Annotated in this window: 15 protein-coding genes and 1 pseudogene; 8 read left to right on the forward strand and 8 right to left on the reverse strand. The window is 38.0% G+C overall.

Annotated elements, in window-relative coordinates; all coding sequences use genetic code 11:
* Positions 1–38: 38 nt before the first annotated feature.
* The 3 genes from RFW85_RS12315 to RFW85_RS12325 all read right to left on the reverse strand — a co-directional run bounded on the left by RFW85_RS12315 (position 39) and on the right by RFW85_RS12325 (position 2229).
* Positions 39–614: a xanthine phosphoribosyltransferase gene (locus RFW85_RS12315; protein ID WP_002119547.1), complete on the reverse strand. Its 576-nt coding sequence runs from the start codon at positions 612–614 to the stop codon at positions 39–41.
* A gap of 72 nt (positions 615–686) precedes the next feature.
* Positions 687–1400, reverse strand: coding sequence for a DUF3108 domain-containing protein (locus RFW85_RS12320; protein ID WP_086399109.1), 714 nt, complete (start codon positions 1398–1400; stop codon positions 687–689).
* A 157-nt stretch (positions 1401–1557) separates the two neighbouring features.
* Positions 1558–2229, reverse strand: coding sequence for a hypothetical protein (locus tag RFW85_RS12325; protein ID WP_086265329.1), 672 nt, complete (start codon positions 2227–2229; stop codon positions 1558–1560).
* A gap of 232 nt (positions 2230–2461) precedes the next feature.
* Here RFW85_RS12325 and RFW85_RS12330 point away from each other — a divergent pair, with 232 nt between their 5' ends.
* A complete protein-coding gene (locus RFW85_RS12330; RefSeq protein WP_309171568.1) occupies positions 2462–3346 on the forward strand; it encodes a TonB family protein in 885 nt (294 codons plus the stop codon).
* Between the two features lie 52 nt (positions 3347–3398).
* Here RFW85_RS12330 and ybeY read toward each other — a convergent pair whose 3' ends face one another.
* Genes ybeY through miaB form a run of 3 tightly spaced genes read right to left on the reverse strand, consistent with a single transcriptional unit; the run spans position 3399 to position 6462 of the window.
* Entirely contained in the window at positions 3399–3875 is a 477-nt protein-coding gene (ybeY, locus tag RFW85_RS12335) for an rRNA maturation RNase YbeY (RefSeq protein ID WP_309171569.1), read from the reverse strand.
* Between the two features lie 9 nt (positions 3876–3884).
* Positions 3885–4973, reverse strand: a complete 1089-nt coding sequence (locus RFW85_RS12340) for a PhoH family protein (RefSeq protein ID WP_199964081.1) — start codon at positions 4971–4973, stop codon at positions 3885–3887.
* Positions 4974–5010: 37 nt separating this feature from the next.
* Entirely contained in the window at positions 5011–6462 is a 1452-nt protein-coding gene (miaB, locus tag RFW85_RS12345; RefSeq protein ID WP_309171570.1) for a tRNA (N6-isopentenyl adenosine(37)-C2)-methylthiotransferase MiaB, read from the reverse strand.
* A gap of 287 nt (positions 6463–6749) precedes the next feature.
* On the opposite strand from miaB, the gene RFW85_RS12350 reads away from it, so the two are divergent.
* From RFW85_RS12350 to RFW85_RS12365, 4 genes are all read left to right on the forward strand, one after another.
* Positions 6750–8693 carry a lytic transglycosylase domain-containing protein gene (locus RFW85_RS12350; protein ID WP_170249755.1) on the forward strand — a complete coding sequence of 648 codons (1944 nt, stop codon included), beginning with the start codon at positions 6750–6752 and terminating at the stop codon, positions 8691–8693.
* 56 nt (positions 8694–8749) lie between these two features.
* Complete coding sequence (locus RFW85_RS12355; RefSeq protein ID WP_170249756.1) at positions 8750–9412, forward strand: ribonuclease I; 663 nt, start codon at positions 8750–8752, stop codon at positions 9410–9412.
* 211 nt (positions 9413–9623) lie between these two features.
* Complete coding sequence (locus RFW85_RS12360; RefSeq protein ID WP_170249757.1) at positions 9624–10610, forward strand: malate dehydrogenase; 987 nt, start codon at positions 9624–9626, stop codon at positions 10608–10610.
* Positions 10611–10785: 175 nt separating this feature from the next.
* Complete coding sequence (locus RFW85_RS12365; RefSeq protein ID WP_068563827.1) at positions 10786–11031, forward strand: DUF2789 family protein; 246 nt, start codon at positions 10786–10788, stop codon at positions 11029–11031.
* Positions 11032–11094: 63 nt separating this feature from the next.
* Here the strand turns inward: RFW85_RS12365 and RFW85_RS12370 are convergent, their stop codons facing one another.
* Positions 11095–11622 carry a hypothetical protein gene (locus tag RFW85_RS12370; RefSeq protein WP_309171571.1) on the reverse strand — a complete coding sequence of 176 codons (528 nt, stop codon included), beginning with the start codon at positions 11620–11622 and terminating at the stop codon, positions 11095–11097.
* Positions 11623–11689: 67 nt separating this feature from the next.
* Positions 11690–12295, reverse strand: a complete 606-nt coding sequence (locus RFW85_RS12375) for a 2OG-Fe(II) oxygenase (RefSeq protein ID WP_170249758.1) — start codon at positions 12293–12295, stop codon at positions 11690–11692.
* 117 nt (positions 12296–12412) lie between these two features.
* Between RFW85_RS12375 and RFW85_RS12380 the strand changes: the two genes are divergently transcribed.
* The 3 genes and pseudogenes from RFW85_RS12380 to RFW85_RS12390 all read left to right on the forward strand — a co-directional run bounded on the left by RFW85_RS12380 (position 12413) and on the right by RFW85_RS12390 (position 15277).
* Complete coding sequence (locus RFW85_RS12380) at positions 12413–13270, forward strand: 23S rRNA (adenine(2030)-N(6))-methyltransferase RlmJ (RefSeq protein WP_016143005.1); 858 nt, start codon at positions 12413–12415, stop codon at positions 13268–13270.
* 41 nt (positions 13271–13311) lie between these two features.
* A complete protein-coding gene (gene pssA, locus RFW85_RS12385; RefSeq protein WP_002119541.1) occupies positions 13312–14145 on the forward strand; it encodes a CDP-diacylglycerol--serine O-phosphatidyltransferase in 834 nt (277 codons plus the stop codon).
* Positions 14146–14162: 17 nt separating this feature from the next.
* Positions 14163–15277 (forward strand): annotated as a pseudogene (locus tag RFW85_RS12390) (DUF6670 family protein).
* Positions 15278–15312 lie beyond the last annotated feature (35 nt).

Consider the following 15312-nt stretch of genomic DNA (forward strand, 5'->3'; position numbering starts at 1 on the left):
AAAAAGAGCGGATATCCGCTCTTTTTTAAATGTACATCTTATTCTTTTACAAAAGTAACTTTGCCATCTGTAAGAGAATGAACACGTGCTAATGATTCAACGCGGTAGCCTTTTTCTAGCAATAAATCACGACCCGGTTGGAATGATTTTTCAATCACAATACCTACACCAACAACTTCTGCATTTGCTTGGTGAATTAAATCAATCAATCCTAATGCTGCTTGACCATTCGCCAAGAAGTCATCAATAACTAATGCTTTATCAGTTGAATGAAGGTGCTTATTTGAAATCGCAATAGTACTTTCAGTTTGTTTAGTAAAACTAAATACTTTTGAACGATATAAATCATCTTTTAACGTCAATGATTGATATTTGCGAGCAAAAATTACAGGTACACCAAGTTCTAAACCTGCCATGATTGCAGGTGCAATACCTGATGCTTCAATGGTAATAATCTTGGTAATCCCTGCATCTTTAAAGCGAGCGGCAAATTCTTTACCAATCTGCTGCATTAATACAGGATCAATTTGGTGGTTTAAGAAAGCGTCGACTTTCAAGACTTGATCAGATAGAACGATACCTTCTGTTAAGATTTTCTGTTCTAGTGCGTGCACGGGAGAATCCTCTAGACGGATGCTTTTTAAAGCAAATGCGTATTTTAAAAAGCATCCAAAAAAATGCAAGCTTTAATTCGTCTTACCTGTATAACTTGTTAATAACAACCCATAAGAAGTTTTACCATCAATATGGCTTACTTTAACAGGTAAATAGTCTAATTTTGGTGCTAGCCAAAAGATTGTGCTGCGTTCAGGCTTTTTGTGTTGTAAAACGACTTTAATGGTATCGAATGTTCCATAAGAGGTTTTAATTTTCTCATTACCTTGTTTTACAAATCGACGGTTTTCAACTTCTTTTGCATCTGCAAGGGGGTAAGATGCTTTAAGAGAACCATTTTTTAAGTCTTCACGAAGCTGTAACTCTGCATTTAGCTCATCAAGAACACCTGCCTGCCAAGCGAATGAACGGGCTTTATCATCTTTCTTTGTAGAAATGATTTTGCTATTGGGATTGAAGTTAATACTCATGGTGTTGTTATGAATCAAAATTTTGCTGGTGCGGCTAAAACTTTGAGACCCGATTTTGCCATTAGTGAAACTGAATTTACTTGTTTCACTTGCAGAAGCAATTCCACCTGCTTTTGCAGTGAAATTATAAGTCCAGTTATTACCTTGCTGGCTTAAGGCACGTGTAGCCGTACCCATACCCTTGTTATTATAAGTAAACTGATAATTTGCCTGAAATGGGCTCATGGCAAGAGCATGACTTGAGAAGCCTGCAAAAAGCAAAGTTGTTGAAATACCTGTTGCGATGCCAAATGATTTCAGAAATTTTGTTGCCATAAGTAAGTATCCTTGTACAGACTAAAAAGTCAGTGCTGATGCATCTGTAACTTAAACATATTATGCCTGTTGATCATGGAGAAAAAATCAGGATTTATGCTAAATGTGTAATCTATTTGTGTTTTTTGGCAGCCAATTAATTTTCATTTATAACGATTTATTCATCTTTTTGCTGGATTGGCGTTATTTCTGAATCTTCTAATTCATCTTCAAAATCGTCATCCTGATCACGAGAAAGTAAGGCTGCTAAATTCACATTTCCAAACACGACTAACTCAGCTTCACGAACTCTTGCATAATTTACATGTACTTTGCCTAAAGTCTCGATGATGCTGGCTTTTTTACCAAACCAACGATTGAGATCAAGGAATATAAGTTCGTCGCGTTCTTCTGCTACATTAAAACGTTCAAGAATCATCCCCAAAGGGTCTTTTTTCAAAATTTTATGGTAGTAAAAAACTGCGGCTTTTACGGCGATTTTTTGCCAAAAGTTTTTATATTTCGCCTCGATAATTTGTGTATTGCTAATTTGTTCAAAAACTAAAAGTTGTTGTTCTTTATTAAATTCCATCTGGATCAGTTTTAAATCAACCGATAATGTGGTTTCTAAACCTTTTACATGCATGGTTGCATATAACCTTAACCAGTCATGATAAAGATCAGCATGTAGGTCATCTAAAAATTCAACATTATTGGTGACATAACGTTGTAAAGTGGCATTCAGAAAGGTTTGCGATAATGTAAAATCTCTTTCTTCCTCAATGAATGCTTCTGCTTTTTTATAGACTTTTTGAAGACGTCTGACTAATGAGGAAAATAGCGTTTGCATAAAAGAACTTCCAGAAGATAATTTACTAAAGAGCCCACACAATCTTTATTATGATAAAAAACGGGTTTTGATATTGCAGTGTAACAAATTTAATTGATACATTTTGACAAAATGAAAATGGATAAAATCCTATATTTGAAGTGAATCACACTTTTATCCAGATTTGAATATCAGTTTATGTTTTATTCGGTATTAAACCGTGGGGAAAAGGCATTTATATGCTTTTAAGATTATGTTGAACAAAAGAAGTCTATCTATAGAGTCTTTTCATTATTGGTGGAAAGACCGAGTCTTTATTGCTGCAACAATATTAGCAATCTTACTGCATATTCTTGTATTGCTCATTAACTTTGCCATGCCTAGCCCCTCAGAGCAGTCTACTAAAGAAATTGCAATTTCAATTCGACCAACCAATGAGCCAGTTGTTCAGGCAGATTTTTTGGCGCAAGCAGACCAGCAGGGTTCAGGTGCATTTCGTGAGGCTCACCGGACTTCTAGTGATACTCCCAATCCGATGCTTAATGATGCTTCAACGGGGAATGCAGAGTTAGAAACTTTGCAAAAGATTCAGCAACAAAGAGAGCTTAAATTTGAAGAAAAAGTTCTAATGACGGTTTTAAGTTGGCAGAAACAAGCTGATGCAAGTCAAAGGAAAAAGGAATTAGAACAATTACAAAGTCAATTTCAAGCAAAAGCTGCGTTGGTTGCGAGCCTTGAAGCACAATATTTACAACGTAGACAAGATTTTAGTCGCCAGCAAAAAATAAAAACAGTAGATGGAATTCAAGCGAAGAAAGATGCCTCGGCTGCTTATTTGGATAAGTTTCGTGAAAAAGTAGAGCTTTACGGTAATCGCTATTATCCCGAAGAAGCGAAACAACAGCAGCTCAAAGGTGAAGTTCGTTTAATGGTGATTTTGAACGCTCAAGGCGGAATTCGTGCAATCCGTTTGCTTGAAAGCTCAGGGCATTCAATACTTGATGAGGCTGCAAAGTCTTCAGTACGTCGCGGTGCGCCATTTGGGCATTTTGATGCAAATATGAAAGATATTTCGGAGTTGCGTATTGTTCGTACTTGGCGTTTTAATCCAGCGGAAGCTGAATTTGAGGTTCACTAATTAAAAAAATGTGGATAACTTTTAGGATATCCACATTTTAATAATGATCACATTATTCCTGATAAGGATTTGAAATATTAAGTTTTGCTAAAATTTCAATTTCTAAGCCTTCCATTTCTTCTGCATCATCATCACTAGTTTCGTGGTCATAACCGAGTAAATGTAAAACACCATGAACTAATAGATGTGCAAAATGATTTTGGGCAGTTTTTTTCTGCTCTAATGCTTCTTGTAATACCACCGGAATACAAATAACTAAATCACCTAGAGGTAAGGCATCTAGCATTGGTAAAACTTCTTCGGGAATATCACTTGGAAAAGATAAAACATTAGTCGGTTTATCTTTTTCTCGGTACTGCAAGTTGAGTTGCTGACTTTCGTTCAGATCAACGCAAGCAACCCCAATTTCACAATCTTCTTTATAACCAACGTGGCGTAAAGTTGTCTCAATAATTTTTTTGAGTTGAGCTCGTTTGAGCTCTAACTCAGATGATTGAAAGTCTTGTTGTAAACTTAAACTGATTTTCAAAATGAATCCTTAAGCATCCTGATGTTGCAAGTCTGCTGCTGTATCGTTTTCAGCAACTAATGCTTCTTGACGTGCTTTGCGTTCAGCACGTGCTTCAGCATTAAGACGCTGTTGTTCACCATCCCATCCTTCATACGCTTCAACAATTTTTTGAACAAGTTGATGACGTACAACGTCACGGGAATGGAAACGGGTAATATGAATTTCTTTAATATTCTCGAGTACACGTAGTGCATGTGCCAAACCAGATTGTTGACCTCGAGGTAAATCTACTTGGGTAATGTCACCTGTAATCACTGCACGAGAGCCAAAACCTAAACGGGTCAAGAACATTTTCATTTGTTCAGGCGTTGTGTTTTGAGCCTCATCCAAAATTACAAATGAATGGTTAAGTGTGCGACCACGCATATATGCAAGAGGTGCAACTTCAATCACTTGACGCTCGATTAACTTGGCAACTTTTTCAAAGCCGAGCATTTCGTAAAGAGCATCGTAAAGAGGGCGTAGGTATGGGTCGATTTTCTGAGTTAAATCACCCGGTAGAAAACCTAACTTTTCCCCAGCTTCTACAGCAGGACGTACAAGTAAAATCCGTTGGATTTCATTACGTTCCAGCATATCTACTGCGGCGGCAACTGCTAAATAGGTTTTACCTGTACCCGCAGGGCCAACACCAAAAGAAATATCGCTTTGCAAAATACGCTGTACGTAGCGTTTTTGATTGGCACCACGTGGGTTAATACGCCCTTTTCGAGTCTGGAAGTAGACATCCATTGGTGCATCATGTTCATCCATCTCTTCTCCAACTAACTCGAAATTACGTTCAGTTTGAGAGGATTGAATTAACAGATGTAATAGATCGGCACTAATTTGCTGGGATGCTTCAGACTCTTCATAGAGTCGTTGCAATAATGCTTCGGCTCTCCCAACAGCATCAATCTCACCATCGATATGAAAAACATCTCCACGATGAGTAATTTTGACATCTAAACGCTGTTCAATTTGCTTAAGGTGCCCATTATAGGCACCCAAGATGCTCTTTAAACGTTCCATTGAAACTTCAGGAAATGTTACGGTACGTCGAATCGCTGCAGTCAAGAGAAAACCTTTCAGTAGACTTTAGAATACCTCTACATTACGCCACGTCAGGCTCAAGATTCAAGAGTTCACCGTAAACTAAATTTAAAGTTTTAATTTCAGTAATCTCGATCTCTGCAAAACGTCCAACCCAAGCAGCATCACCTACAAAAGTGACTAGACGGGTATTGTCAGCTGTGCCTAATAAAATATTAGGGTCTTGATCAGAGACTTTTTCAATAAGAACACGTTCAATTTTGCCAAGCATTGCGTCAGTTTTTTCAATGCTAGATTGTTTAATCACTTTTTGAACTTGAGCTAAACGCTCTTTTTTAACGTGTTCAGGCGTAGTATCAGGTAATTCTGATGCAGGTGTACCCGGACGTTTTGAATAGACAAAACTATATGAGTGATCAAAATCTAAGTCTTTGATAAATTGAAGTGTTTCGGCGAAGTTTTCATCAGTTTCACCAGGGAAACCAATAATAAAGTCACTTGATAAGTGCATATCAGGGCGTATTTTTCTTAATTTGGCAATCTTGTCGATATAAACATCAATCGTATGATTTCGTTTCATTGCCTGTAAAACATCATTAGATCCACTTTGAACAGGCAAGTGTAAATGTGACACCATTTGAGGTAAATCTTCATAGCACTGAATGAGCTCGTCAGAGAACTCAAGTGGATGCGATGTTGTATAACGTAAACGTCCAATACCCGGAATTTCTGCAACGAGTCGTAACAATTCAGGGAAAGTACAGATGCCACCTTCGAAGGTTTCTCCGCGGTAACCATTTACATTTTGACCAAGAAGTGAAATTTCACGGACACCTTTTTCAGCAAGACCTGCAATTTCTGCAAGTACATCATCTAATGGGCGAGAAACTTCTTCACCGCGTGTATATGGAACTACACAGAAAGAACAGTATTTAGAGCAGCCTTCCATAATAGAAACGAATGCTTTAAAACCTTCTACACGTGGTTCAGGTAAAAAGTCGAACTTTTCAATGTCTGGGAAAGAAATATCAACCAGTTTGATTTTATCTTTTTTAGGTTTTTCTACTTGAGCATTATGTTGATCAAGCATTTGTGGTAAACGGTGTAATGTTTGTGGACCAAAAATCATGTCTACATAGGGTGCACGTTTTTGAATGTTGTCACCTTCTTGAGAGGCAACACATCCACCGACACCAATCACAAGATCAGGATTTTTATCTTTTAGTTTGCGCCAGCGACCTAATTCACTAAATACTTTTTCCTGCGCTTTTTCGCGAATAGAACATGTATTCATGAGCAGAATGTCTGCTTCATTAGGGTTGGTCGTCAAAACGTAGCCGTGAGAATCCCCTAAAAGGTCTGCCATACGGTGACTGTCATACTCATTCATCTGACACCCTTGAGTTTCAATATAAAGTTTTTTTATTGAAACATCAGTGGTGTGCGTTGGCTGGGTAACAGTGTTTTCTGAGGCAGCTTTGGCACCATTGGGAATGAAGGTTTGAACCGTCATGCAGGCTCCTAACAGATCGATCTAAAAAAGAATAAATTGGCCCAAAATGGGTCAAACCATTTATTATAGCAGTATTTGAGCTGAACCGATAACTGTAAACTTTCAGAACATGACAAGGTTTTTGTGAAGTAAATTAGGTGAATTTTAATGATGTTGAATCATAGAGTTACATAACACAACAAAAGAAAGCATGAAGAATAATTAAACTATGCGTTGAAGGTGAATAGTCAGGGTTTAGCACATTTATGAGACCAAGTAGAAAGAGCTCATCAATCCATAGTCGTGTAATGAAAAATAAATATATGCATCGTAGCTGGTTAGGAGCTATGTGTTTACTTGGTTGTTCATTTACCTATGCTGCTGAAGAGCAGTTCAATGATGCATTAAATGCTGCAAATAGTGGTAATACCGCGTTATTAGATCAATATCAGCTTGCAATGCAAAATGATGTGTTGGGATATTACCCAGAATATTGGAAACTTAATACAAACCTTGGGTTTCAACCTGCTGCCTCTATCATAAGCTTTGCTCAACGCTACCCACAATCAGCAATGGCTGAAAAATTATCAGCAGATTATGTTGAAGAAAAAGTTAAACAAGCTGACTATGCATCTGCTCAACCTGTCTTATCTTATGTTACCAATCCTGACCAAGCCGAAAATTGTGCTTTAGCACAGGTGCGGGCGAAAAGTGGCGATGCGTTAGTTTTTGCTGAATATAAAGATGTTTGGTTAGCAACTGAATCCCAGCCGGAATCATGTGTCGGTTTAGGGCGCATGATGTTATCTAGTCCTTTAATGAGCGCACAAGATAAACAACAGCGTCTCTGGGTACAATTACGTGCTGGTTTATCTGGACAGGCTCTTGCGACTGCTCAAAGTTTAGGAATAAATCTCTCCTTAGCTCAGCTTAACCAAATTCAGGCCAACCCACTTAATTATTTGTGGAGTGCGCCTAAGACAAATGATGCAGATTATGCTTATTTGATTTTTGCTTTAGGGCGTTTAGCTAATAATGACTTAAGTAATGCTTTTTCAAATGTGCAGCGTCTTGCCCAAGGTACACCACAAAATGTACAAAAATATTTATATCGTACGGTAGCCTATATTGGTGGTACTACGGTCATGAAAAATAATTTTAATCGTGAAGTTCTACAATACTTTGATGCAAGTTATGGTTACCCATTAAGTCCGGAAGAAGCCGAAATTTATGCGCGTCAGGCGATTAGATTTGGTGCGTGGGAAAGTTTAATTCGTGCTATTGATAGTATGACAGTAACCCAAAAACAAGAAGATCGTTGGCAATATTGGTTAGCACGTGCGACAGAGCAACGTGGCGATAGTGCTTCTAAAGCAACCGCACAACAAATTTATAGAAAACTGGCTCAGGCTGGTGACGACTATCATAATCTTTTAGCAAAAGATCGTTTAGGTGAGCGTTATAACCATCAACCTTATGATGATCAGCCGACAGCAAGTGATTTAAGACGTTTAGATCAGAATATTCACTTTAACCGTGCTTTTACTTTAAGACGTATTAATGCAAATCCAACTTATACCAACCGAGAGTGGAACTGGGCAGTTCGCCAAGCCTATCTTCAGCATGACGATGGTTTACTTTTAGCTGCAGCAAAGCGTGCTCATGATATGGGATGGTTTGATCGGGCAATTTATGCAGCAGATCGCACAACAAATAAGCACAATGATACTTATCGCTATGTGACTCCCCATAAGACTAATGTCGTAAGTCATAGTTACAATGCAGGAATTGATCCAGCGTGGGCTTATGGTTTAATGCGTCAGGAAAGTCGGTTTGTTACCTCTGCACGTTCTCATGTTGGAGCAGGTGGTCTTATGCAGATTATGCCTGGTACAGCGAAGTTGATTGCACGACAAATGGGTGAAACTTATAATCCTGCTGCATTAAGTGAAATGAATACCAATATTCGATATGGAACATTCTATTTATCAATGATTCAGGGACAATTAAGCAATAACCCTGTTTTAGCAACAGCAGGTTATAATGCAGGGCCTAATCGGGCTAGACGTTGGCAACCGGACTATCAACCCATTTCGGCTGACCAATATACAGAGACAATTCCATTGTTAGAAACCAGAGACTATGTCAAGCATGTTATGACGAATGCAACACATTACGGCGTAATATTGGGTCAAGGTGCCCAGTCCTTATCGCAACGTATGAAAGTCATTCCAATGCGTACGTCGCCTTAACTTAAGGTGGTTGATGATGGATCTTCTTTTAATTGGCATATTCAAGTTTTAATTAAATGAAATATACATATTTGGAACTTCGTTCAATTTTGCAACTTGCATGGTGGTTTATCTGTGCAGGGCTAGGATTGATGAGTTCCGTTTTACATGCCCAACCTGTTAATTTACAGGGGTATGTTATGCATGTGCAAATGACACCAGCTGCATGTGCATTAGATCCTTCTAAACAAAAACAACGTAAATGTCTTGAAGGATATTCACTGACAATTACAGGTCTTATGCCTGAAACAACTAAAACTGATTGTTCCACAGAAAGTTCGGCCACTCTCTCTCCATTACAAGCTAAAGTCGTGGCTCGGGTTATGCCCGATAATAATGCTCGTGTGCAGTTATGGAAAAATGTAGGGGGGTGTGTTCCTATGAATGCGAGCCAATATTTTCGTACGGTTATTAACTTTGCTGAACGTTTAAAAATTCCGGCTAGTCTCACAAGTTCAACAAATGTTGAAATGCAACAATCCGCATTAAGACAGCAATTTGTTCGCCTTAATCCTAGCTTACCCCAAAATGGTATCCGTTTTAGTTGTCAACTATCGCGTTCGGATGTGGTCTTAACAGAAGTGAAAGTTTGTTACACGGTAAAGGGCCAATATAAACAATGTGCAAATCATGTGGTATCGAACTGCCCTGGTGAAATCATGATTAAAGGTAGTTACTAAAGGTGACATCCATTTCATAAAAAAATGCTCACCATACATTGAATCTATTTGTAAAGATTAATTTGTATTTTCTATCAGACTTTTGGTGAAAACGGGTCGCTTTTACATGCATCTGCCAAATCTTTAGAGTACAATCTTTGCCGTTTATGATGATTTGGTTAGATGGAATTCCTATTTAGCCCGATTAAGGACACTCATTGGAGACAATTACATGAAGCAACCCGTTCGTGTTGCCGTGACTGGCGCTGCAGGTCAAATTGGTTACAGCTTATTATTCCGTATCGCAAGCGGTGAAATGTTAGGTAAAGATCAACCTGTTATTTTACAATTGCTTGAAGTTCCAGTTGAAAAAGCACAACAAGCGCTTAAAGGCGTAATGATGGAACTTGATGACTGTGCTTTCCCTTTATTGGCTGGCATGATCGGGACTGATGATCCGAAAGTTGCATTTAAAGATGCTGACTACGCTTTATTGGTAGGTTCTCGTCCACGTGGTCCTGGTATGGAACGTGCTGACTTGTTAAAAGTTAACGGTGAAATTTTCATCGGTCAAGGTCAAGCATTAAACGAAGTTGCTAGCCGTGACGTTAAAGTATTAGTTGTAGGTAACCCTGCAAACACTAATGCTTACATCGCAATGAAATCTGCACCAGATCTTCCTGCGAAAAATTTCACAGCAATGTTGCGTCTTGACCACAACCGTGCGTTAACTCAACTTGCTCAAAAAGCTGGCGTTGCAGTTTCTGATATCGAAACAATGACAGTTTGGGGTAACCATTCTCCAACAATGTATGCTGACTACCGTTTTGCAACTGCAAATGGCGAAAGCTTAAAAGACAAAATCAATGATGCTGCTTGGAACAAAGATGTGTTCCTTCCAACTGTTGGTAAACGTGGTGCTGCGATCATCGAAGCACGTGGTTTGTCTTCTGCTGCTTCTGCTGCTAACGCTGCAATTGATCATATGCGTGATTGGGCACTTGGCACAAACGGCAAATGGGTAACTATGGGTATTCCATCTGATGGTTCTTATGGTATTCCTGAAGGCGTAATGTTTGGTTTCCCTGTAACGACTGAAAATGGTGAATATAAAATCGTTCAAGGTTTAGAAATTGACGAATTCAGCCGTGAACGTATTAACGTTACGTTGAATGAACTTGAAGAAGAACGTGCTGCAGTTGCTGACATGTTGAAATAATTTATCTTATAGATAAATGTAAAAAAGCACTCTTTTATAGAGTGCTTTTTTATTAAATTATTAGAAGGGAAACACAAAAAGCAACAAGAAAATATAGACACTATCATGCAAGTAAAAACGTTTTATTGATAGATTAGTTAATAGATGATTTAAAAGAAGTTATAGGAGAATAACAATGTTTGAGCAGCAACCTACTTTAGAGCTTTTATTTGATCAGTTGGGTTTAGCTTCTGATGAAGCAAGTATCGAAAATTTTATTAAGACACATCAAATACCAGCCGAACAGAAATTACATGAAGCTTCTTTTTGGTCAAAGGGCCAAAGTGATTTTTTAAAAAGTCATTGGGAAAAAGATGATGAGTGGATTGTGGTTATTGATGAGCTTAATGAGCAACTGCATGAAGACAGTGTAAAAAAATAATTTCATAAAAATAAAGCCTGTTTTACACGTAATGCGTAAAACAGGCTTTATTACATTAAGAGTTTAATGTGTCTTTACTTTTAATTGATCTTTATACCATGGCTCATGACGTACAAGGTCAAATACAGGTTGGCCATGAAGTAATTCAAGATCACATGTAGACGTTGATAAATATTTAGTTAACCAATGTCGTGTCAACGCTGACTCTTGTCGTGCTGCTGACGCATAGGCCAAGAAGAAATAGATATCAGCATGTTCATGATGTGCTAATGGCTTCAAAATTTGTTGAGTAATCAACGCAAAACGTTTTTCTTTATTTAGTTCAAAATAAAGCATATACGCTTTGGCTAAGTGTAAAGACAAATTAAGATATAAGCTCAATGGCATTTCTTCATATTCCATCCGAGCTTGTTCAAGCAAAACAATAGCTTCTTGTAGAAAATGTAGCTGTTCTTGGCGAACACGACTTAATATTACAAGTTGCATGCGTAACTCAGCACGCTCTAAAGCAAGCTCAGGCGTATTTTCAGTCAAATAAAGTTGGTCTGTTTCACCAATTCGGTTCACAATTGTTTTACTTTCAATAGGCATACGCCATCACCTTTTTTAATCAATAGCTTTTATATCGGGTTCATTTATCAAATTTAAAGAGTAACCTTTAAACCCAAATAGAATTTCCACTACGAAGCCAAGCCGTAATAGATAGCCTTTGTTGTTTTGAAATTAATACTTCATGTAATAAATCGCTTTGAAATATTACCAGTCGATTGGGTTCGGGATTAACAATATGCCATTTCTCATTTTTATCTTGTAGTCGCAATTGTCCCCCCCAATCTTCTTGCCATTCTGGATGTAAATAATAGACAGTTGAGATAATACGATCATTTTTTTGTTGAGGATTGTCTCGATGTAAAGCATAAAATTCACCCAAATTATAACGAGCAAAATGAGCTTCAACCTCTTTAATCCCTAAATAGAATGCTTGATTTAGACTTTGTGAGAATAAAGTTAAGGTTGCAATATGTTGCTGAGCAATAGGAAGTTGATCATTAATCCAAAGAATATGGTCACTACGAATATTACTTACAACGCCGTTTTGAATGCCTGCTTCTCTAAACTCATCCATATGATGGCTACATTCTTGAGAAACCTGTGCGCGATATTGATCTGGATATGCTTGATTTATAATGGCAAAGCCATGCGCATTTAAATCATCTAAAATTTGATCCAAATTCCATGAATCAGGAAGTGAATGAGAGTGCATATAACCTCGAGTAGATCGTAAAAATATCAAGCAGCTCTATTTTAGATGATCACAACCTTACGAAAGAATATTTTTTTCATGTTAAACTATTTGTTGAATTGAGGAATTAAAGTCAACATGAATTACCGTCACCATTTCCATGCGGGCAACTTTGCAGATGTTATGAAGCATGTGCTTTTGCTACAGCTGCTCAACCGTTTAAATGCTAAAGATAAACCTTATCGTTATATCGATACGCATGGAGGGGCAGGCAAATATGATTTATCTCTGGCACCTGCACAAAAGTCTGGAGAGTTTCTCACAGGCATTCATCGTCTAGTTCAACTATCTGATATGGAAAAGCGTCAGGCACCTGAAGCAATCCAGCAATATTTGAAGTTAGTAGAACAATTGCGTTCTGAAGAAGGTAAGGGGAGTTATCCAGGTTCTCCTTGGTTTGCTTTGCAAGGCATGCGTGAAATCGACAAGGCGACTATATTTGAAATGCAGCGCGATGTATTTCAGCAATTACGCCATAACATTCGTGATAAACGTGCAGGTTTACATGAGCGTGATGCATACGAAGGCTTGCTCGGTGTAATTCCGCCAAAAGAAAAGCGCGGTCTGGTTATGATCGACCCTCCTTACGAATTAGAACGTAAAGACTTTCCACAATTAGTTGAACTTTTACAACAAGCTTATAAAAAATGGCCAACGGGCGTTTTTGCAGTTTGGTATCCAATCAAAGACCGAGCGATGATTGAACGTTTTGAAAAGAAAATGTTTAAAACGGGTATTCGCCGTCAGTTAGTTTGTGAAATTTGTGTATGGCCAGATGACACACCTGTAGGTCTAAATGGTTGTGGCTTATTAGTGATTAACCCGCCTTGGCAGTTCTCTGAACAAGCAGACCAAGCACTACAGTGGTTATTCCCGCATCTTCGTATGCAAGAAACTGGTGGTCATGCTGCTGTTCGCTGGTTGGTAGGTGAGTAACAGTTAACTTAAATCAATGCACATGTTTGGAATAGAAAATAATGACAAATGCGCCTAAACCAGAGCAAGATTTAACTCATAATGAACATTCATTTGATGGGATTACATTTGAAGTGGTTGAAGAAGAAGATAATCCGGAAGGGCAAAAAGTAAAGCGCCGAGGTATTTATCTTTGGCCTAACTTAATCACAACAGCTGCTCTGTTGTCCGGTTTCTATTCCATCATTGCAAGTATGAATGGGGATTTTAACCAAGCGATCTATGCCATTTTTATTGCAGCGCTATTAGATGGCTTAGATGGTCGAGTTGCTCGAGCAATTGGCGCACAAAGTGCTTTTGGCGAACAATATGATTCTCTCTCGGACTTGTTAGCATTTGGTGTGGCTCCAGCAATGCTGATGTATAGCTGGAGTTTGCATGATTTAGGTCGTATTGGTTTGGCTTGTTGTTTTGTTTATACAGCATGCGCAGCCTTCCGACTAGCGCGTTTTAATGTGCAAATTGGCGTTGTTGATAAGCGTTATTTTATCGGCATTGCAAGTCCACTCGCTGCTATTATCATTATTTCACTCGTTTGGGTTGCTCGCGATTATCCTTTCATTTTTGATTTACGTGATATTGCGATTCAAACTATTAATGCTGTTCTTATGGTAATTGTGGGATTACTCATGATTTCCAATATTAAATATTATTCTTTCAAGCAGATGGATCGTAAACGCGTTCCGTTTGTAGTTATGTTGCCAGTAGTACTGATTTTTGCGGCAATCACTTATAATATTCCAATGGGTATTTTGACAGTTTCAATTATCTATGCTCTATCTGGTTTTGTTACGACTTTATTTGCACGCAAGAGTAATGAAACACTAAAAACATAAAATAGAAGAGGTTCAGTATGCCTAAGTTGATAAGTGAAATTAATCAATTACAGCAGCTGGGCCCTAATGCTAAACAGGGGGTTGTTTATCAACCTTCTCGTGGCTTTTTTAAAATTGTTTATCAAGGCTTGATCCTTCCAAATTTACCAACCCCACTTCGTTATTTTAATTACATTAGTTTAGTGGGACAGCCACGTATTCCTCTGTGTTATAACGCCCACAGCATTACAACTTCAGCTATCGACACTGCAACAGTGCTTGTAAGTAATAGCCAACATAGTGTGGGACATTTAAAAACATATTCTATTCGACGCCAATGTCAGTTTGATTCGACGCTATATCAATTTGATAAAACTGATCTGATTCAATGGCAAATTCCCATCATTCGCCTTCAGAGATTAGACCCAGAAATGGGGTGTGACCTTACGATTCAGATTTCAGAAAACATATCTAATGCCTCTGCTTTGCAGTGGGGTGTTTCTGACTATTGGTCAACACTATGCGTATGTGAAGGTGAAATTTTTTATAAAGGACAGAAATATCAAATTGAAGGGTTGGGGCGATTTAAACACGCGCGAGCTTTGCATTTGCCGTTCTTATCTTTATGTTTCTATACGTGCCAAATTATTAACTTAAATGAAACTACGCAGCTTACATTCTTACAAATAAGAAATCAGTGGAATATCATCCTATGTTCAAGATTAGATATTCAAGAATTTGGAAAGCCTGTTGAAAGTTTTACAGAAGACGTAAATTTACATATCCACAGAGTTTATCCAAAGGTTAAAACACCGAATGGTAAAGAGATGTACTTGCCTAGGGAGTTTTCTTGGCAATGTGAGAAAAATGGAAAAATAATCTTTGAACTTTATGCACAAAGTCGTGGTGATTATAAGTTTGGGTTGGCGGCTGGATATGTAGGAAGCTTTCAATATCAATTAAGCTGGAATGAACAGTGTCTGCAAGGAGAGGGTGGATACTGTGAATATATTGATTGTCGTCCACTTAGATGGCAAGAAAAGAATCAAGACGAGAAAATTTTAGATAAATTGATGCTTTTACAACCATGTTTATATAAAAAATGACTATTTTTATCACTTTTTGATTAAAAAGCGAACTGTTGTTGCACTAATATTAAAAAAGGTATTGCAAAGGGAATGTAATGGT

Source organism: Acinetobacter sp. 12966 (assembly GCF_031196995.1).
Lineage (GTDB): Bacteria > Pseudomonadota > Gammaproteobacteria > Pseudomonadales > Moraxellaceae > Acinetobacter > Acinetobacter geminorum.